We start from the raw sequence: 17,351 nt of genomic DNA on the forward strand, positions 1-17,351 counted from the left end.
CCAGAAATATTATATTAGTTTTAGTATAAAACTTAATCATCTTCTTTTACTTTTTATATAATTCTTCTATTATTCCGATCGTCTTTGAAGAAGCAATCCCTCTTCTTACCGCTGTTTCAATAACAACATAAAGAATAAAGAAAAAAAACTAGGCTAAGTATTATAATTAAACCTAAAGACATTTCCATATGTTTCAGTCCCCATACGAAGTTACTTTCAAATTTCATATTTTCGTTAACGATTTCATGTTTATTACTTCATTATTTCATAGAAAATATTCAACTAATTCAAATTTTTATAAATAAACAGAGTTCTTATATGTTAAAATGTTTCTAATGCACGTTACTATAATGGAGGTAGAAGATTGAAAAAATCAAATATTAAATTACTTATAACAGGTGTTTTAATTGCAATGATTTGGGGTTATTTTGCTGATTTGAAAAATGGAGAAATAGGTTGGTTTATTGGGAGAATTATATTTATCCCTTCATTTGTACTACTGATTAACAACCTTCATATATTTAAAAAGGCAAATACTAACACGAACAATTAATTCTATTATAGATAATCAAGAAGTTCTTATTACTACGAAGTAAAAACTTACTTTAATTTTATTATCCAAAAGTAAGTGATGGTACTAACCTCCAATTTATTTCGTTTCTATTTGCTTATAAAGAAACAGTATAAGAGCACATCTAAAATTAAAACCAACGCCCCCGGCAGGATTCGAACCTGCGACACACGGTTTAGGAAACCGATGCTCTATCCCCTGAGCTACGAGGGCAAAAAAAGGTAATAACAGAAGCTATTATACTAAATACTCTTCTATTTGAAAAGCTGACAAATCACTGAATGTGGAGCTTTCTTGCTAACCTTTTTCAGTTTTCTCTTCATTTTCATCCTTTTTAACCAATGTAAAGAAAGCAATAAAACCGATAAGAGACGTTGTAAACAATATCGTACCCATTGGAACAGCAGATGCTTCATTAATACCAGCAAGTGGAGAAAATAGCGCTCCAAGTAACATTGGAAGCATACCTAATACGGCACTCGCACTTCCTGCACGATGCCCCTGCTTGGCCATTCCTAAAGTAAACGTGCTTGTAATCGTCATCCCCATCGTAATCATGTAGATAAAGATTAAAATTACTAATGACGCTAACGGACCTTTAATTATTGTCATTACTAAAAGAAGTGATGTCGCAGTTAGTGCAACTGTGACCGCTGTTTGTAGCAGTTTTTTCTCTGAGATAATGTCACTAAAACGCCCAATGATAAAGCTGCCGGTAATAATAGCAAGTCCATTGATCCCAAATAAGACACTGAATACCTGTGGCGAAACACCATAAATATCTTGGTACACAAATGGCGTACCGGATACATAAGCGAAACTTCCCCCATGTACAAATCCAACCACTAGTGCATAGCCGATAAACGAGCGATCCTTGAGTAAACTCCCCATCGTCTTCACAGAAGAGCCAATCGAGCTCGGAATACGTTTTTCTGGAGGCAAGGTTTCCTTTAACCTTATAGCTACAATCACCACAATTAAAATTCCAATAAAAGCGAGAAAATAAAAGATAGTTTGCCAATTTGTGGATGGAAAAGCCAATATTCCTCCACCGAGCATAGGTGCAATCATTGGTGCAATCGCATTAATTACCATTAATAGTGCAAAAAACTTCGTCAGCTGCTTACCTGTAAATACATCACGTACTACCGCACGAGATAAGACAACTCCTGCAGAAGCAGTTAATCCTTGCAAGAAACGTGCAACAATTAGTGTTGTAATATTTGGTGCAAATGCACAAAGTAAAGAAGATAAAGCAAATAGGAAAGTTGCAATTAACAATGGCTTCTTCCGGCCTTGTGCATCACTAATTGGTCCAACTACCAATTGACCAATAGCAAGTCCAATCAAACATGCCGTCAAACTAAACTGTACAAGTGTAGCGTTCACTCCGAAATCTGCTGAAATTCCCGTGAAGCTTGGCAAATACATATCGATATTAAGCGGTCCTAAAAAAGCCAGTAATCCTAGTAACAACGCTAATCCAATCCGCGTTTTTCCAGTAGGATTATGTAATATAGAGTTTGGTTTTTCTTGTTGTTCGTGAGAAATAAGCAATCACTCCTTAATGGAAGAATTTTAATCGTCCATTCCCTTTCTGTCAAGAAATGAATACTATTTGTTGGACTGTAGTAGATAATGTCGATTTATGATAAAATAAGTAGCGTGTTTTATGTCTGTGGGAAATAGGAGGAAAACCAATGACAGATGTGCCTTTTATCGCCATCGAAGGACCGATTGGTATTGGAAAAACATCCCTAGCAAAAAAACTATCGGACCACTTTGAATTTCATTTATTAAGAGAAATTGTAGAAGAGAATCCATTTCTCGGAAAGTTTTATGACAATATCGATGAGTGGAGTTTCCAAACGGAAATGTTCTTTCTATGCAATCGATTTAAACAGCTCGAAGACATTAATCGAGATTATTTAAACCAAAAGCAACCAGTAATTGCAGATTACCATATAACGAAAAATATGATCTTTGCGAAACGTACGTTACAACAAGATAAATTAGAGAAATATGAAAAGATATATCAAATATTAACAGAAGACATGCCAACACCAAATATACTTATCTACATTACTGCAAATTTAGATACCATTCTTAAACGCATTCGTATGCGTGGACGTGAGGTAGAACAGCAAATTGACCCAGAATACTTACGACAACTATCTGCTGATTATGAGGCATTTATGCTGGAATTTGAACGTACTCATCCTCATATCCCTGTATTGCGTATTGATGGAGATCAAATGGATTTCGTTCAATTTCAAGATCATTTAGAAAAAATTATCGGTGATGTCGAAAGCCTTATTCACGAACATTGTAATGCATTACCATCTAACTAACCAAAAAAGGGAGAAACAAAATGAACTTACGTGAAAAATACCAAATTCCAAATGACAGCATTATTACCATTGCAGGTACAGTTGGAGTTGGAAAATCGACAATGACCAATGCATTAGCAGAGGCATTACAATTTAAGACTTCATTTGAAAAAGTGGATTCCAATCCCTATTTAAGTGATTTCTACAATGACTTTGAACGTTGGAGCTTCCATTTGCAAATCTATTTCTTAGCAGAGCGCTTTAAAGAACAGAAAAAGATATTTGAATACGGTGGTGGATTTATTCAAGACCGTTCCATTTATGAAGATACAGGTATCTTTGCAAAAATGCATTATGATAATGGAACAATGAATCCTACTGATTACGAGACATACAAAAGCTTATTTGACGCGATGGTAATGACGCCATATTTTCCTCATCCTGATCTGCTTATCTATTTAGAGGGATCTTTTGATGAAGTTATATCGCGAATTAAAAGTCGTGGACGTGATATGGAAAAAAATACGCCGATTGAATACTGGGAAGAAATGTATCGCCGTTATAGTGACTGGATAGATAATTTCAATGCTTGTCCGGTATTACGCATCAATATCTCTGATTATGATTTAATGAAAGAAGATGATTCCCTAGCGTTAATCTTAGAAAAGATAGGACGTTCCATTCAACTTTCTAGAAAATATAAAAAAGGTGAAATTATCACCAACTAATGAAAAAACGTGTAGAACATTCTATTTCTACACGTTTTTTGTTAGTTTTTATCTTTTTTCTTTAATTTTGTACGATACGGGAAAAGAACAATGTGTACAAGCACCAATATTACGGAAATAAATATAATTAAACTTGTCGATAAATCTAATAATAGAGCAACAATTAAAACAATCGGTATTCCAAATAATGTAATCCAACTATTTTTACTATCGGATTGGTAATAATTTTCTTCCCCACAATGTGAACATATCATACGTGGTTTAAAGATATTTTTAAATGTTTCAGCATAACTCCACTGTTTATCACAATATTTACAGGATGGTGTTTGCATGACGTTTCTCCCTTCATGATTTCGCAGCAAGTTCCATGGAACGTTCTCGTGCTCGCTGGACACAAGACTGGACAATGGTTGCAAAATCTTCACTCATTAACTGCTGGACACCTGCTTCAGTTGTTCCGCCTGGACTTGTAATATTTTTACGTAATGTTTTTGGGTCCCCGGATAATTCTAACATTTTTCCTGCACCGATGACGGTTTGAGCTAATAGTTGGGATGCCACTTCTGAATCTAATCCTGCTTCCGTAGCAGCTTCTTCCATTGCTTCTACCATATAGTAAAAGAACGCTGGTCCACTGCCAGCAATCGCAGTTACGGTATGCATATCTTTTTCTTCTATAATGGTTGTCATTCCGACTGTTTGAAAAAGCTTCTCAGCAATCGTTAATTGCTCATCAGATACATATGTCCCTTTAGCAATTGCAGTGGCTGAATGGCTAATTAATGCGGAAGTATTTGGCATAGTTCTGATTACCGGTATTTCCTTACCTAAAATTGCTTCCATTCTTTCGGTTGTTAATCCTGCAATTACAGATATGATCATTTGATTCGATTGTATATAATCTTTAATAAAAGATAGTGATGCAGCAGCATCTTTCGGTTTCATGGCTAAAATGATGATATCTGCTTGTTTGATTACTTCTTCTTGATTGGTATTTATTTGTATGTCATATCCTTTTTCGATACGATTTAATCGGTTTATATCACTTTTATTGGTTACGAGTATATTTTCATTTGGTACAATCTGAGCTTTCGTAATTCCAGATATAATCGCTTCTGCAAGCGAACCTGCTCCCATAAATGCAATAGTTTGCTCCATATTCTATATCCTCCTTAATATGTTTCATTTATCTATGACTTAGTACTAACGAATACACGTAGACTCCTGTTGGAAGATAGCGCTAGACGAGATCCTATAGAGCAAATCCCGAGAAGGCTCGACATTCGTCTGAGGAAAGCTAAGTGTATTCGGTTTAAAGATAGCTAATAAAAAAAACTGATTACACATCCTTTGTAAAAGGACGGAATCAGTTATCCGCGGTACCACCTTTATTGGTATTTCATTACCCAGCTCCATTGATATCGCAGTTCACTGCGGTTAGCATTACACTAACATACTCCCGGTTAGGTTCATACAGGTAATTGTAGGAATCTTCCAGCCTATGGATTCCATTCTCTACATACAATTTTTAACTGTATTACTGGTCCGTTCCACGTACTTATTTGCTTAGATTGATTTGTACTATAAGGCTTTCCTATCGTTTTGTCAAGATACGCTCAGATGAAAAATAATACATAATAAAAACCCGATGCCAATCGCAACGGGTTTTTTTATCTCCAATATTTATGCGCTAATTTAAAATGGAGGAGGTAGAGGGATTCGAACCCCCGCGCGGTTTGACCCGCCTCTCGGTTTTCAAGACCGATCCCTTCAGCCGGACTTGGGTATACCTCCCTGAACACAAGAAATAATATAACATGCTTTTTCGAGCATTGTCAACAAATTATAGAAAAAAAATGATAAAACCTGTAAAAAATCTTAAATTCATATATCTTCACCTGATCTAAGGTATTAACCAAAGACCAGGAAAGATAGATAGTGTTAGTTTACCCAATAATTTCTTTTCCACCCATGTATGGGCGTAAAACTTCAGGTACGACGACAGTGCCATCTTCTTGCTGATAATTTTCTAAGATTGCTGCTACTGTACGTCCAATAGCTAAACCAGAACCATTTAACGTATGCACAAATTCCGGTTTGCCATTTGCTTCACGACGGAAACGAATACCTGCACGACGGGCTTGGAAATCCTCAAAATTAGAGCAAGAAGAAATTTCTCGGTATGTTTCCTGACTTGGAATCCATACTTCAATATCGTATTTCTTCGCTGCAGTAAACCCTAAATCTCCAGTACACATACTCATAACACGGTAAGGAAGCTTTAAAAGTTGTAATACTTTTTCGGCTTCTCCTGTTAATCTTTCTAATACTTCATAAGAATCCTCTGGTTTCACGAAATTAACTAGTTCTACTTTATTAAACTGATGCTGGCGAATTAATCCGCGTGTATCACGTCCAGCAGATCCCGCCTCAGAACGGAAGCTGGCACTAAATGCTACGTATTTTTTAGGAAGATCATCGATGCCAAGAATTTCTTCTCGATGATAGTTTGTCACTGGTACTTCCGCTGTCGGAACCATAAAATAATCCCATTCTTCTAATTTAAACGCATCCTCTTCAAATTTAGGTAGCTGTCCTGTGCCAGTCATACTTGTTCGATTTACAATGTATGGTGGAAGCATCTCTTGATAGCCATGTTCATCTGCATGTAAGTCCATCATAAAGTTCCATAATGCTCGCTCTAATCTTGCACCTAAGCCTTTGTAAAAAACAAAACGGCTTCCTGTTACTTTTCCAGCACGCTCAAAATCTAAAACGTCTAGATTGGTCGCAATATCCCAATGAGGTTGTGCTTCAAAAGCAAAATTAGGCACCTCTCCCCATTTTCTTGCTTCAATATTATCTTCCTCATCTTCGCCAACTGGAACGCTCTCATGAGGGAGATTTGGAATAGACAGCATTATTTGTTCTAGCTTTTCTTCTATCTCCTTCAGTTGTTTATCTAATGCAGCGATCTCTTGGCCAACTTCTCGCATCTCTTTAATTGCAGGTTCTGCATCTTTTTTCTCTCTTTTTAGTTCAGATATTTTTTTGGTAGCTTCATTTCGTTGTGCCTTTAACTTCTCTGTTTCTGCAATTAATTGACGACGTTTCGTGTCTAGTTCACCAAATTTATCTAAATCCGCTAAATCTTCTCCACGATGCTGTAGTCGTCGCTGTACTTCTTCAAAATTTTGTCTTAGATATTTCATATCTAACATGTTTTAATTCCTCCTTTTATATATAGAAATAAGTATTGATAGTAAAACAGGTTTAACTGACCAAATTAAAAAACTCCCGTCCCTGTGAAAAAGGGACGAGAGTGTTATTTCCCGCGTTGCCACCCTGATTGAAGGCATATGTATACCTTCCGGCTCTAATAACTTTTAACGGTGTCTACCGTGCTTACTTACAGAATAGATTCTTTCATAAGCATGTTCAAGGATGGATTCATTATAGTTGAACGTCAATTTCCACCAACCATTGACTCTCTATAGATCAAACTATCACTACTATTTCCTATCATTACATCTCTACGTTTATTAAGGTATATCATAATCAATTTTTACCAACATTGCAAGACCTTATACAAAAGTTAATAAGATTGCCTAGTTCGTATCGTTCCAAACAGAAAGGATTAGCTAAATAAACCTTTAATCCAATCCACGGCACTTGTAAATATATTTACAAAGAAGTCTCCAATTGCTTGTAGTGTTAGCATAAACCAATTTGATTTTTCAACTGCCTCATCTGTTACAAGTGTAAATTCTCCTGTATTCGAACCAGCATCACTTATATAACCATAGTCTTCTGTTTCCCCATCATAGACAAGCTTAGCTGTTCCGATTGCTTCATTCGCCTCTAGAGGAGCAATTAATTCACCATCTTCATTCAATTTATCTTGATCTATGTTATATTCTAAACGATATAAATCTTTTTCGTCTGCTTTAATAGGGACATTCACGCTATCTTGAATTGATATTGACACCTGGTCTTCTTTACCTTTTGCTACTGGTACCGTTTCATATCCTTCTTCTTGATAGCCTGCTGAAAATAGCTCTGTATTTTCAAAATTAGAGAAACCATAGTCTAATAACTTCGCAGTCTCTTCAAATCGTTCGGTTTCACTTCCAGTTTTCATTACAACGGTAATTAATCGTTGTCCATTACGTTCCGCTGTTCCTGTAAAACTATAACCAGCTAACTCCGTAAAGCCTGTCTTTAACCCATCTACACCTTCATAATAAAACGATGCTAGGTTATCTCCTTCATGTGAAAGCATATAGTTCCAGTTATTGATAGTTTGTCCACCAAACGTCGTTTGCGGAATGCTAGAAATTTCTAATGCTTCTTCATAGTCATTAACTAAATGATAGGCTAATAAAGCTGCTGAACGGGCCGATAATAGATTCGTATCATTTGGGTTCGTTCCCTCCGGATAATTATCTCCTAAATCTTCGTTATCCAGTCCAGTCGAGTTTACAAACTTAAATTCCTGAAGACCCATTTCTTCGCCTTTTTCATTCATCATCTTTACAAATTCAGATTCTGAACCAGCAATTAGTTCTGCTAATGCAATCGTTGTTGCATTATCGGAATTAATCGCCATCGCTTCATATAATTCTTTTACTGTATATTCCTGCTGTTGTTTTAATCCAACACCAGAAAAGGAATTATTTGCTGATATGCTATATGGATAATCACTTATTTCTGTAGTTGTATCCCATGTGATATCGCCATTTTCTACTGCTTCCCAAACAAGATATTCTGTCATCATTTTTGTCATGCTAGCAGGAGGTAATGCAACATCAGGATTTTTTGCATACAGGACCTTTCCTGTTTCTCCATCCACGAGTATTGCAGATTCAGATACTAGGTCTAATTCGTTTGCTTGGACAGATTTTGTAGCTGTCAACATGGATGTAAATACGAGGATGCTTGCTACCGCTAACAGTAAAACTTTCTTTAAATTCTTTCTCAATTTCTTGTACCTCCATAATAAGTATCGCTATATTACATTATACTATGTATTCTGCTTAGCACCTTTAATATTTTAACATAGCAGACATAAAAAAAATAGATGAGGATTGTCCCCCCATCTATTTTAATATAGGAATATGGCAATTGTATGGCAAAGGAAAATTTAATGTTTTATCTAATGAAACTCGGCAATTATGAAATTGACGCACAGCTCATTTGAAAAGTGATGATATTTACTTTACCTTCCTATATTTCATCCGTACAATTTCATTTTATAACGAATAGTTTGGTGCTTCTTTCGTGATTTGTACATCATGTGGATGACTTTCACGTAATCCAGCATTTGTGATACGAATAAATTGACCATCATTACGAAGATCCTCTATTGTTTTTGTACCACAATATCCCATACCAGAGCGTAAGCCACCAACAAGTTGATGGAATGTGTCACTTAATGGCCCTTTATAAGCTACACGACCTTCAATTCCTTCTGGTACAAGTTTTTTGTTTTCTGATTCACTTTGGAAGTAGCGATCTTTTGAGCCAGCTTCCATGGCACCAACCGATCCCATTCCACGATATACTTTGTATTGACGTCCTTGGAAGATTTCTGTTTCTCCTGGACTCTCCGATACTCCTGCGAACATGCTTCCGATCATAACTGCATGTGCACCAGCTGCTAGTGCTTTTACAATATCGCCAGAATACTTAATGCCTCCATCTGCAATAACAGGCACGCCATACTCAGCAGCTGCTAAAGCACAATCATGAACTGCAGTAATTTGTGGTACCCCTACTCCAGCTACAACACGAGTTGTACAAATAGATCCTGGCCCAATTCCAACTTTAACTACCGATACACCTGCTTCGATTAATGCTTTTGTTCCTTCTGCTGTAGCTACATTACCAGCAATGATTTGAAGATCTGGGTATGCTTGACGAATATTTTTTAATTGGTCAAGTACTCCTTGTGAATGTCCATGAGCTGTATCGATGACAACTGCATCAACACCAACACTAACAAGCTTTTCGATACGTTTCATCGCATCGCCGGTTACTCCAACAGCCGCTCCTACAATTAATCTACCTTGAGCATCTTTTGCTGAATTTGGGAATTCAATGACTTTCTCAATATCTTTAATTGTTATAAGTCCTTTTAATATATCTTGATCATCTACCAGTGGAAGTTTTTCAATTTTATACTTCTGAAGTAATTTTTCTGCTTCCTCTAATGTTGTTCCGACAGGTGCAGTTACAAGATTTTCACTTGTCATTACTTCTGAAATAGAGATCGAATAATCTTGTATAAAACGAAGATCACGATTCGTTAAAATACCGACAAGTTTTTGTTCTTCGATATTGTTTACAATTGGAACACCAGAAATACGAAACTTACCCATTAAATGCTCTGCATCATATACTTGATGCTCTGGAGTTAGAAAGAATGGATTCGTAATAACGCCACTTTCAGAGCGTTTTACTTTATCTACCTGTTCCGCTTGATCTTCAATAGACATATTTTTATGAATAACTCCAAATCCACCTTGACGTGCCATTGCAATTGCCATTTCAGCTTCCGTAACTGTATCCATTCCTGCACTAATGAATGGGGATTTTAATTTTAGCGTAGAAGTCAATTCAACACTTAAATCTACTTGATTTGGCAATATTTCTGATTTTGCAGGCATCAACAATACATCATCAAAGGTTAATCCTTCTTTTGCAAACTTGTCTTCTCTCATTTTTACTTCCTCCTTTTATATTTGAATTCCCATATTTTAACCGCTTTTGCAGTTATTGCTACATGCGGATAATATCATTTTCTAGGCATGAATAATGCCAGTAATCTCGTTCAAACTAAAAGTATTAACAAAGCTATTTTTATTTACATTACTCTATATTTTTTGCTTTTTCAAGAAGATAAATTTGTAAAAAAAGAAGAACTGTAATTCTAAATATTATGATAGTTATGGGGTTGGATAATGACGGAAGCAAATCAGTTATTTATACATTTAAGTGCGCAAGAAAATGCACAATCCTTTTTACATAAATGTTACCAAAATATCGATGAACAAACGAAAAAAAGCTATCAGAATGGCACGGCGTTTATGCACTATATTCAACATGGATTACAGTTTTACAAGAGTGGTGAAGAAAGCAGCCCGATTGTGAGACCGGTTCTCTATTTTTATGGCATGGTCCATCTATTAAAGGGATGGATTCTTACCAAACGACCGAATTACCCGGAGAGTACTGCATTACTTGCTCATGGAGTAACGTCTAGAAAGCGAAAGAGAAAGGATTATCAGTTTTTCGATGACGAAGTAAAAATTCAACAACAAGGACTTTTCCCTTATTTTACAAAACATATGTATCATTTCAATTCTTTTCCTTTGGAGAAGGCTTCGATGCGATTATTATTAGCTAACATACCTGAATTACAATTGTTATGGGGATATCAACAAAAGAAAACATTAATTAATATAGGAGAAATAAATAGCGACCACTTGTTATTTCCTATGTCGATATTAGATCATTTTCATTTAACACGAAACGCATTTGTGCAGCGAATTCGTCCGTTTCTTCCATCGATTAAAGAGATTAGTGAACAATCTTCCTCGTTTAAAATTGATTTAGCAGAAAAGATAGTGCATGCCAATGGTCCTTTTTTTGTTCATATGGATAATCAGCAATTGTATTTTCCTACTTCTCGGGATATTTACTTACCGTACTCGGAAATAATCACACATTATTTAATTTTGTATAATTTGAGTATGCTTTGTCGTTATGAGACAGAGTGGTGGGGAGAGTTAATGGTATCAAAAGCAGATAGTGCTTATCCAATGATTGAACATTTTTTAGAAATAACAAGAAGGAAAATTCCTTATTTAATAGAAAAAGAGCTCCACTCTATTTATTCCGCATCTAACGGAAAGTAAGTACTCTCTAAATAGAGGTACCATATAAATAGAATAAGCTCCTCATCCTAGCCAATTATCTTATCAATATATAATTCAGGAAGTTGCTCTAATGAGAATATATCATCACTTTCATTACTTTTTACAATCGGGCGTGTTGGTTCATTCTTGTTTACAAACACGACCTCGCCAGGAATTCCATTATTCAGTATCACCTGTGAATGTTCCAACCAATTCGAGAATATATTCATGAATGTGTTCACCACGTCTGAATCATATAATCGAATGGTACTAACATGTAATTCTTCTATTACATTAACGATATTTCTTGCCTTGCGGTAACAAGTCGTTGTCGCCATTGCATGATAAGAATCTGCGACTGCTATAATTCGAGCATAAGGATGAACTTTGTTTAATGTCATGCCTAAAGGATATCCTTCACCATTGCCTCGTTCATGATGTTGCAAGACAGCGAGCTGAACACCACTTGTTAAAGATGGAAGGTCTTTGATCATGACATAACTTGTTTGTGGGTGTTTTTTGATATTTTTGAATTCTTCTGATGTTAAAGGACCTTGTTTTTCAATTACATCCGTATCCAATTTAGCCATTCCACAATCACATAGAGCTCCAGCCAAACCAACTTGAATCCATTCGCCTCGTCGATACCCCATTTCCTTCGCAATAAATGCAGATATCAATGATGTTGCCACACTATGATGAAAAATGTATTCTTCAGAACGTGCATATTTATGCAGGGAAAAAATCACGTGGGCATCTAGATTATCTAATTGCTCCAGCAAAGGAATAATAGCATCTCTTAAATCCGGTATAGAAATGGGCATCGATTGTTGCCATTGTTGAAATTGTCCTTTAAAAGCATTTACAGCTTTTTTATATTCTTTCAAAAAGTGTTCATTTCCCTTATCTTGTAAAGAGGTAGAACGGATATTAACCACCGCTTCTTTTTCTTCTTCTGTTTCTTTTTTTACTTTCTTACTTGGTTTATTTCCAGATAACGGTTCATCAATTTCGACAGTATCAACAAGAAATTTACGAATCATTTGGATTTGATGTTCCGTAAGCTCTGTCCCCTTTAACGCAATCGGCCGATTGGATTTACCGATGATATCTTTTTGTAATACGTAGCCAGGCATGAGATGTGAAGTCTTCATTTTCATATATCATTTCCCCCTAAGATAGATAATATGGAAGTGCTGCCTCCATTTAAAATAAGAGACAGCACTTCATTAACTATTCATTATCTTCATTTGACTCTGTTGATGAATCCGTTGTTTCTGTTTCTCCTTCTACTACTTCAATATCCTCAACATCTTCTTCGTCATCTTTTTCTATACGAGTAACCGTAGCTACTTCTTCATCATCCTGCAGTCGAATTAAGTGAACCCCTTTTGTATTTCTACCTGTTTGTGAAATATCTTGAACTTGTATTCGAATTAATACACCGGCAATGGTAATTAACATTAAGTCTTCGTCACCATTTACTGCTTTTACAGCAACAACATGTCCCGTCTTTTCATCTAGTTTACAAGTAAATACCCCTTTACCTCCACGATTAATCCGACGATATTCAGCTTCATCGGTTTGTTTACCGAATCCTTTGTTGGTAACATGAAGAATTTTAGATCCTGGTTCAATAATTTCCATGGAAACGACGACATCATCACCGCGTAAAGATATTCCTTTTACACCGGCAGCAGTTCGTCCCATAGAACGGATCTGTGTCTCTTCAAAACGAATAAGATAACCATTCTTCGTTGCAATCATCATTTCTTTTTGGCCATCTGTCAGACGAACGGAAATTAATTCATCGTCTTCTCGAAGGTTAACGGCAATTAATCCACCTTTACGGATATTACGGAATTTCTCAAGTGATGTGCGCTTTGCAATTCCATGTTTTGTCGTAAAGAATAGGTATGCTTCTTCATCAAATTGATCAACAGAAATTACGGCATTTACCCACTCGCCTTTTTCAACTTGAAGGAGGTTGATAATCGGAATACCTTTCGCAGTTCGACTGAACTCTGGAATTTCATATCCTTTCGCCTTATATACCTTCCCTTTGTTAGTAAAGAAGAGTATGGTATCATGCGTGGATGTAGATACTAAATGTTCGACAAAATCATCCTCATTCGTACCCATTCCTTGTATTCCGCGTCCACCACGTTTTTGTGTGCGGTACGTAGATGCAGGTAATCGTTTGATATAACCTTGATGTGTTAACGTTATTACGATATTTTCTTCTGGGATAAGATCCTCATCTTCAAAGAATCCTGCTCCACCTGCAACTATTTCTGTTCTTCGATCCTCTTTATATTTTTCTTTGATCTCCGTTAATTCTTCGCGAATAATCTCTAAAACTTTTTCTTCATCCGCTAAAATTGCTTTTAATTCGTCAATCAAAGCCTGAAGCTCTTTATATTCATCTTCAATTTTTTCTCTTTCTAAACCAGTTAAACGTTGAAGACGCATATCTAAGATAGCTTGTGCTTGTTTTTCACTTAATTTAAACCGTTCCATTAAACCTTCACGTGCAATGTCTGCAGTTTTCGAACTACGGATTAACTCAATTACTTCATCCAAGTGATCAAGTGCTATACGCAGACCTTCTAAAATATGCGCACGTGCTTCTGCTTTATTTAATTCAAATTGCGTCCGACGTTTAATAATAACTTTTTGATGCTCTAAGTAGTAACTAAGACATTGCTTTATATTAAGAACTCTTGGTTGTCCATCTACTAGTGCCAACGTATTAATGCCAAAGGTAGTTTGTAACGAAGTATGCTTATATAAATTATTAAGTACGACATTCGCATTCGCATCACGACGTAATTCAATCACAATCCGCATACCATTACGATCAGATTCATCACGCAGATCGGTGATACCTTCCACTTTCTTATCACGTACTAATTCTGCTATTTTTTCAATCAGTTTTGCTTTATTTACTTGATAAGGTAATTCAGTAACGATAATCGTTTCTTTATCATTTTTACCTTGTTCGATATTCAATTTCGCACGAATAGTAATTGATCCTTTACCAGTTTCATATGCTTTTCGTATACCGCTTCGTCCTAAGATAATACCAGCAGTTGGAAAATCAGGACCTGGAAGATGATTTTCCATGATTTCTTCAATCGTAATATCAGGATTTTGACTGACTGCCAATACAGCATCAATTGTTTCACCTAAATGATGAGGTGGGATATTCGTCGCCATACCAACCGCAATCCCAGATGTACCATTTACAAGTAAATTGGGAAAACGTGCTGGAAATACTATAGGCTCTCTTTCTGTTCCATCATAGTTATCCTGATAATCAACCGTATTTTTATTAATATCACGAAGTAATTCCATTGATATTTTTGACATACGAGCTTCAGTATAACGCATTGCTGCTGCTGAATCTCCATCTACGGACCCAAAGTTTCCGTGCCCATCAACTAACATATATCGATAACTGAAATCCTGAGCCATACGTACCATCGTTTCATATACAGCAGAATCACCATGCGGGTGATACTTACCAATAACTTCACCAACAATACGCGCTGACTTTTTATATGCTTTATCTGAATGCATACCTAAATCGTTCATCGCGTATAGAATACGACGATGAACTGGTTTCATTCCGTCACGTACATCTGGTAATGCACGAGATACAATTACACTCATCGCATAATCGAGGAATGACGTACGCATCTCATTACTAATATTTATTTCCGATACTCTCGGACGATTTATATCTGCCATTCTTTCATTACCTCCCAATCACTAATTGCACCTTAGTGATTTCCTTCAATCGATCTTCCGTTATCTAATCCTTTATATGAAACATGCAAATGTTAAAGTTAAATATCTAAGTTCTTCACATATTGTGCATTTTCTTCGATAAAGATTCGACGGGGTTCTACTTTGTCTCCCATTAACATATCGAATACTTGGTCAGCATCAATCGCATCGCTTAATTCTACTTGTAAGAGTGTACGAGAATCAGGATCCATCGTAGTATCCCATAATTGATCTGCGTTCATTTCTCCTAAACCTTTATAACGCTGGATATTAGGTTTTGGTGCTTTTGGAATTTCATCTAGTATCCGATCCAATTCTTTGTCGTTATACGCATAATTTACCGTTTTCCCTTGCTTTACTTGATAAAGCGGTGGTTGTGCGATATAAATATAGCCATGTTCAATAAGTGGACGCATATACCGGTAGAAGAAAGTTAATAATAATGTTCGAATATGTGCGCCATCTACATCCGCATCCGTCATAATTACGATTTTATGGTAACGTGCTTTAGTAATATCGAATTCTTCACCAACACCACTTCCTAAAGCTGTTATCATCGCACGTACTTCATTATTAGATAAGATACGATCTAATCGTGCTTTTTCAACGTTTAAAATCTTACCTCTCAGTGGGAGGATTGCTTGGAAATGGCGATCCCTTCCTGATTTTGCGGAACCACCAGCTGAGTCACCCTCTACAATATATAGTTCACTTATAGAGGCATCTCGAGACGAGCAGTCAGCTAATTTACCAGGTAAATTAGATATCTCTAAGTTACTTTTACGACGTGTAAGTTCTCTTGCTTTTTTGGCTGCAAGACGTGCCCGTGACGCCATCAACCCTTTTTCAACAATAATTTTTGCTATAGAAGGATTTTCATATAAAAATTTCGAAAATGCTTCAGAAAAGACTCCATCTGTAATCGCACGTACTTCACTATTACCAAGCTTCGTCTTTGTTTGTCCTTCAAATTGTGGATCTGGATGCTTGATAGAGACAATAGTTGTCATTCCTTCACGAACATCATCTCCAGAAAGATTAGATTCACCATCTTTGATTAAACCGTTTTTCTTCGCATAATCATTGATTACACGAGTCAAACCACTACGGAAACCGACTTCATGTGTCCCGCCTTCATACGTATGAATATTATTCGCAAACGAGTATAAATTGCTTACAAATCCATCATTGTATTGAATTGCTACTTCTACAGAAATCCCTTGGTCTTCTCCTTCGGCAAAGAAAGGTTCATGAAGAACTTCTTTATTTTTATTGATAAATTCAACATAAGAACTTATTCCGCCCTCATAATGGTACGTTACTTGTTCCTTGTCTGTACGTTTATCTTCAATAGATATTTGTAATCCTTTATTTAAAAACGCAAGCTCACGAAGACGTTGCTCCAGTGTATCAAAGTTATATTCTGTTGTTTCTGTGAAGATTTCAGAATCTGGTCTAAAGTGAGTGACGGTACCAGTAATATCTGTTTCTCCGATCACTTCAATTTCTCCATCAGGAACACCTTTTTTGAAAGATAGGAAATGAATTTTCCCATCACGATGTACGTACACTTCTAGTTCACTAGAAAGTGCATTTACAACCGATGCCCCTACACCGTGCAAACCACCAGAAACCTTATAACCGCCTCCACCGAATTTTCCACCAGCATGGAGTACAGTCATAATTACTTCAAGTGCAGGTCTTCCAGTTTTTTGTTGGATATCAACTGGAATACCACGTCCATTATCCTTTACTGTAATACTGTTATCTTCTTCAACCACTATTTGAATATGGTCACAATAACCTGCCAATGCTTCGTCTATACTGTTATCAACAATTTCCCAAACTAGATGGTGAAGCCCTTTTTCACTAGTAGATCCAATATACATACCAGGTCTTTTTCTTACTGCTTCTAATCCTTCCAGAACTTGTATCTGATCTGCACCATATTCTTGGTTTTCCGTAATTTTATCTTCCATAGACATCTTCTCACACTCATTTCTGTTGAAAT

At 36.3% G+C, this 17,351-nt stretch carries 13 protein-coding genes, 2 tRNA genes and 1 other annotated feature; of the genes, 4 read left to right on the forward strand and 11 right to left on the reverse strand.

All coding sequences use genetic code 11. The features are described 5' to 3' along the window. The first annotated feature begins 364 nt into the window (after nt 1–364). Entirely contained in the window at nt 365–553 is a 189-nt protein-coding gene (locus ABC346_RS03870) for a hypothetical protein (protein ID WP_413233612.1), read from the forward strand. Between the two features lie 158 nt (nt 554–711). Here the strand turns inward: ABC346_RS03870 and ABC346_RS03875 are convergent. Together ABC346_RS03875 and ABC346_RS03880 are read right to left on the reverse strand one after the other, a co-directional pair. Continuing rightward, a tRNA-Arg gene (locus tag ABC346_RS03875) sits at nt 712–784 on the reverse strand. Nucleotides 785–868: 84 nt separating this feature from the next. Next, entirely contained in the window at nt 869–2,089 is a 1,221-nt protein-coding gene (locus tag ABC346_RS03880) for a Bcr/CflA family efflux MFS transporter (RefSeq protein ID WP_413236505.1), read from the reverse strand. Between the two features lie 182 nt (nt 2,090–2,271). Between ABC346_RS03880 and ABC346_RS03885 the strand changes: the two genes are divergently transcribed. Continuing rightward, the gene (locus tag ABC346_RS03885; protein ID WP_413233613.1) at nt 2,272–2,922 is read left to right on the forward strand and encodes a deoxynucleoside kinase; all 651 of its coding nucleotides are present in this window, start codon (nt 2,272–2,274) and stop codon (nt 2,920–2,922) included. Nucleotides 2,923–2,942: 20 nt separating this feature from the next. Beyond that, on the forward strand, nt 2,943–3,629 hold the full coding sequence (locus tag ABC346_RS03890; RefSeq protein ID WP_413233614.1) for a deoxynucleoside kinase: 687 nt from the start codon (nt 2,943–2,945) through the stop codon (nt 3,627–3,629). Between the two features lie 41 nt (nt 3,630–3,670). Here ABC346_RS03890 and ABC346_RS03895 read toward each other — a convergent pair whose 3' ends face one another. The 6 genes from ABC346_RS03895 to guaB form a co-directional block, all read right to left on the reverse strand. Next, entirely contained in the window at nt 3,671–3,961 is a 291-nt protein-coding gene (locus ABC346_RS03895; RefSeq protein ID WP_413233615.1) for a TIGR04104 family putative zinc finger protein, read from the reverse strand. A 13-nt stretch (nt 3,962–3,974) separates the two neighbouring features. After that, nucleotides 3,975–4,787 carry a pyrroline-5-carboxylate reductase gene (gene proC, locus ABC346_RS03900; RefSeq protein WP_413233616.1) on the reverse strand — a complete coding sequence of 271 codons (813 nt, stop codon included), beginning with the start codon at nt 4,785–4,787 and terminating at the stop codon, nt 3,975–3,977. A 543-nt stretch (nt 4,788–5,330) separates the two neighbouring features. Further along, nucleotides 5,331–5,423 (reverse strand) — tRNA-Ser (locus tag ABC346_RS03905). 152 nt (nt 5,424–5,575) lie between these two features. Further along, nucleotides 5,576–6,850, reverse strand: a complete 1,275-nt coding sequence (serS, locus tag ABC346_RS03910; protein WP_413233617.1) for a serine--tRNA ligase — start codon at nt 6,848–6,850, stop codon at nt 5,576–5,578. A gap of 88 nt (nt 6,851–6,938) precedes the next feature. Continuing rightward, nucleotides 6,939–7,164: a binding site (T-box leader), on the reverse strand. Between the two features lie 102 nt (nt 7,165–7,266). Continuing rightward, on the reverse strand, nt 7,267–8,610 hold the full coding sequence (locus ABC346_RS03915; protein WP_413233618.1) for a serine hydrolase: 1,344 nt from the start codon (nt 8,608–8,610) through the stop codon (nt 7,267–7,269). A gap of 271 nt (nt 8,611–8,881) precedes the next feature. After that, the gene (guaB, locus tag ABC346_RS03920; RefSeq protein ID WP_413233619.1) at nt 8,882–10,351 is read right to left on the reverse strand and encodes an IMP dehydrogenase; all 1,470 of its coding nucleotides are present in this window, start codon (nt 10,349–10,351) and stop codon (nt 8,882–8,884) included. Nucleotides 10,352–10,591: 240 nt separating this feature from the next. Here guaB and ABC346_RS03925 point away from each other — a divergent pair, with 240 nt between their 5' ends. After that, entirely contained in the window at nt 10,592–11,548 is a 957-nt protein-coding gene (locus tag ABC346_RS03925) for a YaaC family protein (protein WP_413233620.1), read from the forward strand. A 47-nt stretch (nt 11,549–11,595) separates the two neighbouring features. Here the strand turns inward: ABC346_RS03925 and ABC346_RS03930 are convergent, their stop codons facing one another. The 3 genes from ABC346_RS03930 to gyrB form a co-directional block, all read right to left on the reverse strand. Further along, nucleotides 11,596–12,708, reverse strand: a complete 1,113-nt coding sequence (locus tag ABC346_RS03930; protein WP_413233621.1) for an HD-GYP domain-containing protein — start codon at nt 12,706–12,708, stop codon at nt 11,596–11,598. A 73-nt stretch (nt 12,709–12,781) separates the two neighbouring features. Beyond that, nucleotides 12,782–15,301, reverse strand: coding sequence for a DNA gyrase subunit A (gyrA, locus tag ABC346_RS03935; protein WP_413233622.1), 2,520 nt, complete (start codon nt 15,299–15,301; stop codon nt 12,782–12,784). Between the two features lie 98 nt (nt 15,302–15,399). Continuing rightward, nucleotides 15,400–17,325 carry a DNA topoisomerase (ATP-hydrolyzing) subunit B gene (gene gyrB / locus ABC346_RS03940; RefSeq protein ID WP_413233623.1) on the reverse strand — a complete coding sequence of 642 codons (1,926 nt, stop codon included), beginning with the start codon at nt 17,323–17,325 and terminating at the stop codon, nt 15,400–15,402. Between the last annotated feature and the right edge of the window lie 26 nt (nt 17,326–17,351).

Source organism: Oceanobacillus phoenicis (genome assembly GCF_047238145.1).
Lineage (GTDB): Bacteria > Bacillota > Bacilli > Bacillales > Amphibacillaceae > Oceanobacillus.

Bases quoted from the DNA above. Each gene is read 5' to 3' on its own strand.
- serS (WP_413233617.1), bottom strand. From the start codon at position 6,850: ATGTTAGATATGAAATATCTAAGACAAAATTTTGAAGAAGTACAGCGA.
- ABC346_RS03890 (WP_413233614.1), top strand. From the start codon at position 2,943: ATGAACTTACGTGAAAAATACCAAATTCCAAATGACAGCATTATTACC.
- ABC346_RS03930 (WP_413233621.1), bottom strand. From the start codon at position 12,708: ATGAAAATGAAGACTTCACATCTCATGCCTGGCTACGTATTACAAAAA.
- proC (WP_413233616.1), bottom strand. From the start codon at position 4,787: ATGGAGCAAACTATTGCATTTATGGGAGCAGGTTCGCTTGCAGAAGCG.
- ABC346_RS03895 (WP_413233615.1), bottom strand. From the start codon at position 3,961: ATGCAAACACCATCCTGTAAATATTGTGATAAACAGTGGAGTTATGCT.
- guaB (WP_413233619.1), bottom strand. From the start codon at position 10,351: ATGAGAGAAGACAAGTTTGCAAAAGAAGGATTAACCTTTGATGATGTA.
- ABC346_RS03885 (WP_413233613.1), top strand. From the start codon at position 2,272: ATGACAGATGTGCCTTTTATCGCCATCGAAGGACCGATTGGTATTGGA.
- gyrB (WP_413233623.1), bottom strand. From the start codon at position 17,325: ATGTCTATGGAAGATAAAATTACGGAAAACCAAGAATATGGTGCAGAT.
- ABC346_RS03925 (WP_413233620.1), top strand. From the start codon at position 10,592: ATGACGGAAGCAAATCAGTTATTTATACATTTAAGTGCGCAAGAAAAT.
- gyrA (WP_413233622.1), bottom strand. From the start codon at position 15,301: ATGGCAGATATAAATCGTCCGAGAGTATCGGAAATAAATATTAGTAAT.